5 protein-coding genes are annotated in these 7,306 nt (G+C 65.6%); 2 read left to right on the forward strand and 3 right to left on the reverse strand.

Going from position 1 to position 7,306, the window contains the following annotated elements:
- The first annotated feature begins 35 nt into the window (after positions 1–35).
- Both ACSX1C_RS10210 and mmsB read left to right on the forward strand, forming a co-directional pair.
- Positions 36–1,139 (forward strand): enoyl-CoA hydratase/isomerase family protein, encoded by a 1,104-nt coding sequence (locus ACSX1C_RS10210; RefSeq protein WP_439889333.1) that lies wholly within the window; start codon positions 36–38, stop codon positions 1,137–1,139.
- 47 nt (positions 1,140–1,186) lie between these two features.
- Entirely contained in the window at positions 1,187–2,071 is an 885-nt protein-coding gene (gene mmsB / locus ACSX1C_RS10215) for a 3-hydroxyisobutyrate dehydrogenase (protein WP_439889334.1), read from the forward strand.
- Between the two features lie 58 nt (positions 2,072–2,129).
- On the opposite strand, the gene ACSX1C_RS10220 is transcribed toward mmsB, so the two are convergent.
- The 3 genes from ACSX1C_RS10220 to ACSX1C_RS10230 are packed head-to-tail and all read right to left on the reverse strand — an operon-like array spanning position 2,130 to position 7,032.
- The gene (locus tag ACSX1C_RS10220; RefSeq protein ID WP_439889399.1) at positions 2,130–3,464 is read right to left on the reverse strand and encodes an HlyD family type I secretion periplasmic adaptor subunit; all 1,335 of its coding nucleotides are present in this window, start codon (positions 3,462–3,464) and stop codon (positions 2,130–2,132) included.
- A gap of 28 nt (positions 3,465–3,492) precedes the next feature.
- The gene (locus ACSX1C_RS10225) at positions 3,493–5,649 is read right to left on the reverse strand and encodes a type I secretion system permease/ATPase (protein WP_439889335.1); all 2,157 of its coding nucleotides are present in this window, start codon (positions 5,647–5,649) and stop codon (positions 3,493–3,495) included.
- Between the two features lie 30 nt (positions 5,650–5,679).
- Positions 5,680–7,032 (reverse strand): TolC family outer membrane protein, encoded by a 1,353-nt coding sequence (locus ACSX1C_RS10230; protein WP_439889336.1) that lies wholly within the window; start codon positions 7,030–7,032, stop codon positions 5,680–5,682.
- Between the last annotated feature and the right edge of the window lie 274 nt (positions 7,033–7,306).

Here is a 7,306-nt window from a genome sequence, read left to right on the forward strand (position 1 = left end):
GAGCGGCAGACAACGGCCGCCCGACGAGAACGACCATGAACGTGAGTTTCGAACTACACCACAGCCTGCACGGCTACCAGGTCGGCATCGCCAGCCTGGATGCTTCGAGCAGCCTCAATGCCCTGACCCTGCCGATGATCGAGGCCCTGGACGCCCAGCTCGCGGCCTGGGCCGAGGACCCCAGGATCGCCTGCGTGCTGCTGCGCGGCAACGGTCCCAAGGCCTTCTGTGCCGGCGGCGACGTGGTCCAGCTGGTCCAGCAGTGCCGCGCCCACCCCGGCGAGGTGCCGCCCCTGGCGCGGCGCTTCTTCGCCGACGAATACCGCCTCGACCACCGTATCCACCGCTATCCCAAGCCGCTGATCTGCTGGGCCCACGGCCATGTGCTGGGCGGCGGCATGGGCCTGATGCAGGGCGCCGGCCTGCGCATCGTCACCCCGTCCAGCCGCCTGGGCATGCCGGAGATCAATATCGGCCTGTACCCGGATGTCGGCGGCAGCTGGTTCCTCGCCCGCCTGCCCGGCCGGCTCGGCCTGTTCCTCGGCCTGACCGCCAGCGGTATCAACGCCCGCGACGCCCTGGACCTGGACCTGGCCGACCGCTTCCTGCTCGACAACCAACAGGATGCGCTGATCGAGGGCCTGGTCCAGCTCAACTGGCAGGAACAACCGCAACTGCAGCTGCACAGCCTGCTCAAGGCCCTGGAGCATGAGGCCCGCGCCGAACTGCCGGAAGCCCAATGGCTGCCGCGCCGCGAGCGCATCGACCAGCTGCTCGACCACCCCGACCTGCCGGCCGCCTGGCACGCCCTGGCCGCCCTGCTGGACGACGGCGACCCGTTGCTGGCCCGCGCCGCCAAGACCCTGGCCGCCGGCTGCCCGCTGACCGCCCACCTGGTCTGGCAGCAGATCGCTCGGGCCCGGCGCATGTCCCTGGAGCAGGTGTTCCAGATGGAGTACGCCATGAGCCTGAACTGCTGCCGCCACCCGGACTTCCCCGAAGGCGTGCGCGCCCGCCTGATCGACAAGGATCAGGCACCCCACTGGCACTGGGCGGATGTCGCGAGCATCCCCGAGGAGGTGATTGCGGCGCACTTCGTCGACGTCTGGGAAGGCCCACACCCCCTGGCCGATCTCTAGGCACGCTCATCCGGCGGCACAGCTACCCATCCACAAGGAGAACAACAATGACCCAGATCGCCTTTATCGGCCTCGGCCACATGGGCCTGCCCATGGCCCGCAACCTGCTCAAGGCCGGCTTCGGCCTACGGGTCTTCGACCTGGTGCCGGCCGCCGTCGAGGAGCTGGAACAGGAAGGCGCCCAGGCGGCCCGCAGCGCCGCCGATGCGGTACGGGGCATGGAGGTGGTGATCAGCATGCTGCCGGCCAGCCGCCACGTGGAGGGCCTGTACCTGGGCGACAATGGTCTGCTCACGGCCCTCGAGCCCGGCACCCTGGTGCTGGAGTGCTCGACCATCGCCCCGGAGTCCGCGCGCAGAGTGCACCAGGCCGTCGCCGAGCGCGGCCTGCAGATGCTCGATGCGCCGGTCTCCGGCGGCACCGCCGGGGCGGCGGCGGGCACCCTGACCTTCATGGTCGGCGGCGAGGCCGCGGTGCTGGAGAAGGCCCAGCCGATCTTCCAGGCCATGGGCAAGAATATCTTCCACGCCGGCCCCGACGGCGCCGGCCAGGTGGCCAAGGTGTGCAATAACCAGGTGCTGGCGGTGCAGATGATCGCCACCGCCGAGGCCATGGCCCTGGGCGTGGCCAACGGCCTCGACCCGGCGGTGCTGGCCGAGATCATGCGCCAGAGCTCGGGTGGCAACTGGACCCTGGAGAAGTACAACCCCTGGCCCGGGGTGATGGCGAACGCCCCGGCCTCCAAGGGCTACTCCGGCGGTTTCATGGCCGAGCTGATGGCCAAGGACCTGGGCCTGGCCCAGGAGGCGGCCCAGGTCAGCGGCAGCAGCACGCCCATGGGCGCCCTGGCCCTGCAGCTCTATCGCCTGCTGCTCAAGCAGGGCAAGGGCCAGCGGGACTTCTCGGTGGTGCAGCAGCTGTTCGTCGAGTAGCCGCGGGGCAGAAAAAAGCCGCAGATCACTGCGGCTTTTTCATTAGCTCACAATCCCATCAGCGCTCGCGCAGCGCCTCGGCCCGGGCGCGGATGATCGGCTTGAGCAGGTAGCTGAGGATGCTCTTCTCGCCGGTGATGATGTCTACCGAGGCGACCATGCCGGGAATGATCAGCAGTGGCTGCTGTTCGCTACCCAGGTGGCTCTTCTCCGTGCGCAGTTGGATCACGTAGAAGCTGTTGCCTTCATCGTCGGTGACGGTGTCGGCGCCGATCTGCACCAGTTCGGCCTTGAGCCCGCCGTAGATGGTGTAATCGTAGGCGGTGAACTTGACCATGGCCTCCTGGCCCGGATGCAGGAAGGCGATGTCCTGGGGGCGGATTCGCGCCTCGACCAGCAGCTTGTCGTCCAGCGGCACGATCTCCACCAGGTCGCTGCCCGGCTGGATCACCCCGCCTATGGTGTTGACCAGCAGCTGCTTGACGATGCCGCGCACCGGCGAGGTGACCAGGGTACGGTTGACCCGGTCCTCCAGGGCCTTGCCGGTGGACTGGATCTTGCTCAGCTCGGTGCGCGCCTCGTTCAACTCGGCCAGGGCGTCGCTGCGAAAACGCCCGCGGGTCTCGTCGATCTTGCGCTCGACCTCCTTGATCGCCGCCTCGGCCCGGGGAATGGCCAGGGTGGTGGCCTCCAGCTGGCCACGGCTCTCCACCTCCGCGCGCTTGAGGCGCAATACCTCGACCCGGGAGATCGCCCCCTCGGCCACCAGCGGCTCGGACATGCGGATTTCCTGGCGCAACAGGTTGAGACTGTTGCGGAACTGGCCCTGCTTGGAGACGAACTCGCGCAGCTCCTGACGCCGCTGAACCAGCTGCTCCTCCAGGCCGGCCACCTCGTCCAGCAACTGCTGGCGGCGGCTGTTGAACAGCTGCGCCTCGTTCTCGGCCAGCCGCGGCGCCTTCTCCCGCACCTCCTCGGCCACCTCCAGCTCGCGCCCCTGCACCTCGGCGCTGAGGCGCTCCACGCGCAACAGCAACGCCAGGCGGTCGGCCTCGGTTTCCCCGACGTTGGAGGCAAAGCGCGTATCGTCCAGGCGCAGCAGCGGGTCGCCGACATCCACTACCTGCCCTTCGCGCACGAACAGTTCGGCGACGATGCCGCCCTCGAGGTTCTGGATCTTCTGCAGCCGCGAGGAGGGAATCGCCTTGCCATCGCCCCGCGTGACCTCGTCGACCACGGCGAAATGGGCCCACAGCAGGCAGAACGCGACGAAGGCGATCAACCCCCAGATGGTCAGTCGCACCACCTTGGGCGCATCCTCGATCAGCGCCTTGCTGACCTCCGGCAAGGGTTCGTCGCCCACTCCGGTGCGGCTGCCGAAGTAGGAAGACACCGCCCCGGACGGCTGACTCGCGGATTGTTTAGCTGACACTGATTTGCCCCTTCTTCAGCGCTTCCATCACGCTGCCCTTGGGCCCGTCGGCGATGATCTGCCCACGGTCGACGATCACCAGGCGATCGACCAGGCTGAGCAGCGAGGCGCGGTGCGTTACCAGCAGCAAGGTCTTGTTGCCGATCACCCCGGCCAAGCGCTGCTTGAGACGCTCCTCGCCGGTGTTGTCCATGGCGCTGGTCGGCTCATCGAACAGCAGTATCTGCGGATCGAGCAGCAAAGCGCGGGCCAGGGCGACATTCTGCCGCTGACCGCCGGACAGGTTCTGCCCGCGCTCGCCGACCTGCAGCTCGTAGCCTTTCGGGTGCAGCCGGGCGAATTCGTGGACCCCGGCCAGCTCGGCGGCCTGCAGCACCAACTCGTCCTCGACGTAGCGCGCCCCGGCCACCAGGTTGTCGCGCAGGGTGCCGGAAAACAGCTGGATGTCCTGGGGCACGTAGCCGATGTTGTGGCGCAGGTCGCTGACATCCAGCTGGCGCACATCGGTGCCATCGACCAGCAGGCTGCCGCCATCGGGTTGATAGAGGCCGACGATCAGCTTGGCCAGGGAGCTCTTGCCCGAGCCGCTACGACCGATGATGCCGATTTTCTCGCCGGGACGGACCACCAGGTTGATGTTCTGCAGTGCGGCCTGCTGCTGATCCGGATAATGGAAGTCCAACTGACGGAACTCCACGGCCCCCTGCAGCGCCTGGCGCTTGAGCGGACGCTCTTCTTCCTGGCGCTCCTGCGGCAGGTCCATCATCTGGTTGACCGAATCGAGCGTCACCCGTGCCTGCTGATAGCGAGTGAGCAGGCCGGACAACTGGGTCAAGGGCCCCAGGGCCCGGCCACTGAGCATGTAGCAGGCGATCAGCCCCCCCATGCTCAGGTTGCCCTCGATGATCTGGTAGACGCCCAGCACGATGATCACCACGCCTGCCAGCTGCTGCAGCAGCAGGGTCGAGTTCATCGCCAGGCTCGACAGCATGCGGGCTCGCAACTCCAGGCGACTGAGCGCGCCGATGGTCTGCTCCCACAGGTACTGGCGCTCGCTCTCGGCATTGTTGACCTTGACCGCGTCCAGGCCGGACAGGCTCTCGATCAGGCTGGACTGGCGCTCGGCGGCCAGCGCCATGGTGCGCTCCATGGTTTGCGCCAGGGGCCGCTGCAGCGCCCAGCCGATGAGGGCCACCAAGGGAAACGCCAGCAACGGAATCCACACCAGGTGGCCGCCGATCATCGCGATGACCGCCAGAATCAGCAGGGTAAAGGGCAGGTCGATCACACTGGCCAGGGTCAGCGAGGCAAGGAAGTCGCGCAGGCTCTGAAACTCATGGATGTTCTGGGCGAAGCTGCCGACCCGTGCCGGGCGGAACTTCATGGCCATGCCGACGATGCGCTCGAACAGCGTCGCCGAAATGATCAGGTCGGTCTTCTTGCCCGCCAGGTCCAGGCACAGGCCACGCAGGGTCTTGAGCAACAGGTCGAACAGGAAGGCACCGGAGATGCCGATAGCCAGCACCCAGAGCGTCGCCACGGCCTGGTTGGGTACCACCCGGTCGTAGACGTTCATCACGAACAGGGGGGTCGCCAGGCCGATCAGGTTGATCAACAGGCTGGCCGCGACGGCATCCAGATAGAGCCAGCGCGAGCGCTTGAGGGTGTCGCGAAACCAGGAGCCGGCCCGGGGAATGAGCTGTTCGCGATTGAAGTCGAACTTGTGTTGCGGCTGGGCGAAAAACACCTGGCCACTGTAGTCCTCGGCCAATATCTCGGCACTCACCCGCACCTCGCCGCCCTCGCTCTCGCTCGGCATGATGCGCGCCTGGCCCTGCTCGTCCCAGCCGAGCAGCAACGCACTACGTCCCTCGCGGAGCAGGAGCAGAGCCGGCATGGCCAACGCCGGAATCTGCCGCAAGCCGCGACGCAACCAGCGACCCTGCAAACCGGCCCGTGCCGCCGCACGCGGCAACAAGTCGACCGTCAGGCGCTGCTCCGGCAGTGGCAGGCCGGCGGTGAGCATGGCCCGACTGACCGACTTCTGATGAAAACCGCAAAGCGACAACAGGCTGTCAAGCAACGGGTCATCGTAGCGATCCCGTGGATCGCTACGGGTCTGGGCCTGGCTGAGGTCTACTGCCACTAAGCTTCACTCTTTCAAGGGGTATTACGCTCAATTGAGGGAGGGCAACGCCACCTTGGCCTTGACCACATCCAGCGGCGCGGCCGCCATCGGCGCCACCACGCCCTGGCTCTTGAGCAGGGAGCCCATGGTGGCCTTGATCCGGTATTGAGTAAACAGTTCGATGAAGCGCACGTCCTCCAGTCGACGCGAGGCGGTGAACAGCTCGTTCTCGCTGTCGAGCAGGTCGAGCAGGCTGCGCTCGCCCAGGGTGAACTGCTTCTGGTAGGACTCGCGCACCCGGCTGCTGTGGTCGACATACTGCTGGGCGATCGGCAGCTGCTGGCGGGCATTGTCCAGGGCGTTCCAGGCCAGACCCAGCTCCTCGATCAGTACCCGCAGGGCATTGTTGCGGATATCCATGGCCTGATTGATCTGGTGCGCCTTGGACTGCAGGTCGGCCTTGTTGCTGCCGCCGGCGAACAGGTTGTAGCGCATGCGCAGCATCGCCTGCCATTCATTGCTGTGACCCGAAGTGCCATCTATGTTGTTGTCCGCCCCCCGCGACAGTTCTGCGTCGAAACGCGGATAGAACGCCGACTTGGCCGCCTCGTACTGCTGCTCGCTGGCCTGCACGTCGGCCTCGGCAGAACTGAGGAAGGGGTTGTTCGCCAGCATCTCCTCGCGCGCCGCCTGCAGACTTTCCGGCAAGCCGCCTGGCAACCCCTGCGGCAGGCTCAGCTCGCTGGCCCTGCGACCGACCACGCTGAAGTAGTTGACCTGGGCATCGGCCAGATTGGTCTGTTCGGTGATCAGGTTGTTGCGTGCCTGAGCCAGGCGGGCCTCGGCCTGATCCAGATCCGCCATACGCCCCACGCCGCTCTGGCTGCGCAGCGAGATTTGATCGTAGATACGCTCGTGGCTGTGCAGGTTGTCCTCGGCCAGGCGCACCAGGTTCTGACGCTTGAGCACTTCCAAGTAAACTTGTGCCACATCCAGCGCGGTGCGCTCGGAGGTACCCAGCACCTCATAGGCACGCGCATTGACGGTAGCGCGCTGGCGGCCGACCTCGCTACTGGTGGCGAAGCCATCGAAGAGCATCTGCTGTAGCCGCAGGGTCGATTCGCCACGGGTCAGAGTTCTGTAGCCGTGATCACCGGCAGCACGGCTAGTGGGGCTGTCGGTGCCTTCCCGACCGTATCCGGCGAGCAGATCGACCTGCGGCAAATAGCCGCCCCTGGCCGCCTTCATCTGCTCCTCCACGGACAGGCGTGCATTGATACCCGCCTGGATCTCAGGATGCACATCGAGCGCGCTCTGCATCGCTTCACTGAGGGTTTGCCCCTGAGCCGACAAGGACACTGCAAGAGACAGGGAAATAGGGAACAAGGTTGATAAACGCATAAACTTTAGGATTCCTTTCAGGCAGAGACTGGCTGCATGCCAACCAGTGGGAGGCTAATTCACCGCCCGGCACGCTCACGCGCAAAGCAGCCCAAAGCCACCGTTAGTATGATGTGCGTCACACAAACAGAGAAACCGATATCAAAGTGACATTAGCGACAGAGATTGTTTATGATCGCGACTACACGGTCAATAGTCTGACATGGCGTCATTCAGAAAAACAGAATAAGACATTTTATTGACGCCAATTTTGCTTTCAAAAGAGAGCCCTAGC

This window comes from Pseudomonas sp. MBLB4123 (assembly GCF_051904775.1).
GTDB classification, from domain to species: domain Bacteria; phylum Pseudomonadota; class Gammaproteobacteria; order Pseudomonadales; family Pseudomonadaceae; genus Aquipseudomonas; species Aquipseudomonas benzenivorans_B.

What these genes read in the sequence shown, in the direction of transcription:
- ACSX1C_RS10210 (WP_439889333.1), top strand. Translation starts at nt 36, where the DNA reads ATGAACGTGAGTTTCGAACTACACCACAGCCTGCACGGCTACCAGGTC.
- mmsB (WP_439889334.1), top strand. Translation starts at nt 1,187, where the DNA reads ATGACCCAGATCGCCTTTATCGGCCTCGGCCACATGGGCCTGCCCATG.
- ACSX1C_RS10230 (WP_439889336.1), bottom strand. Translation starts at nt 7,032, where the DNA reads ATGCGTTTATCAACCTTGTTCCCTATTTCCCTGTCTCTTGCAGTGTCC.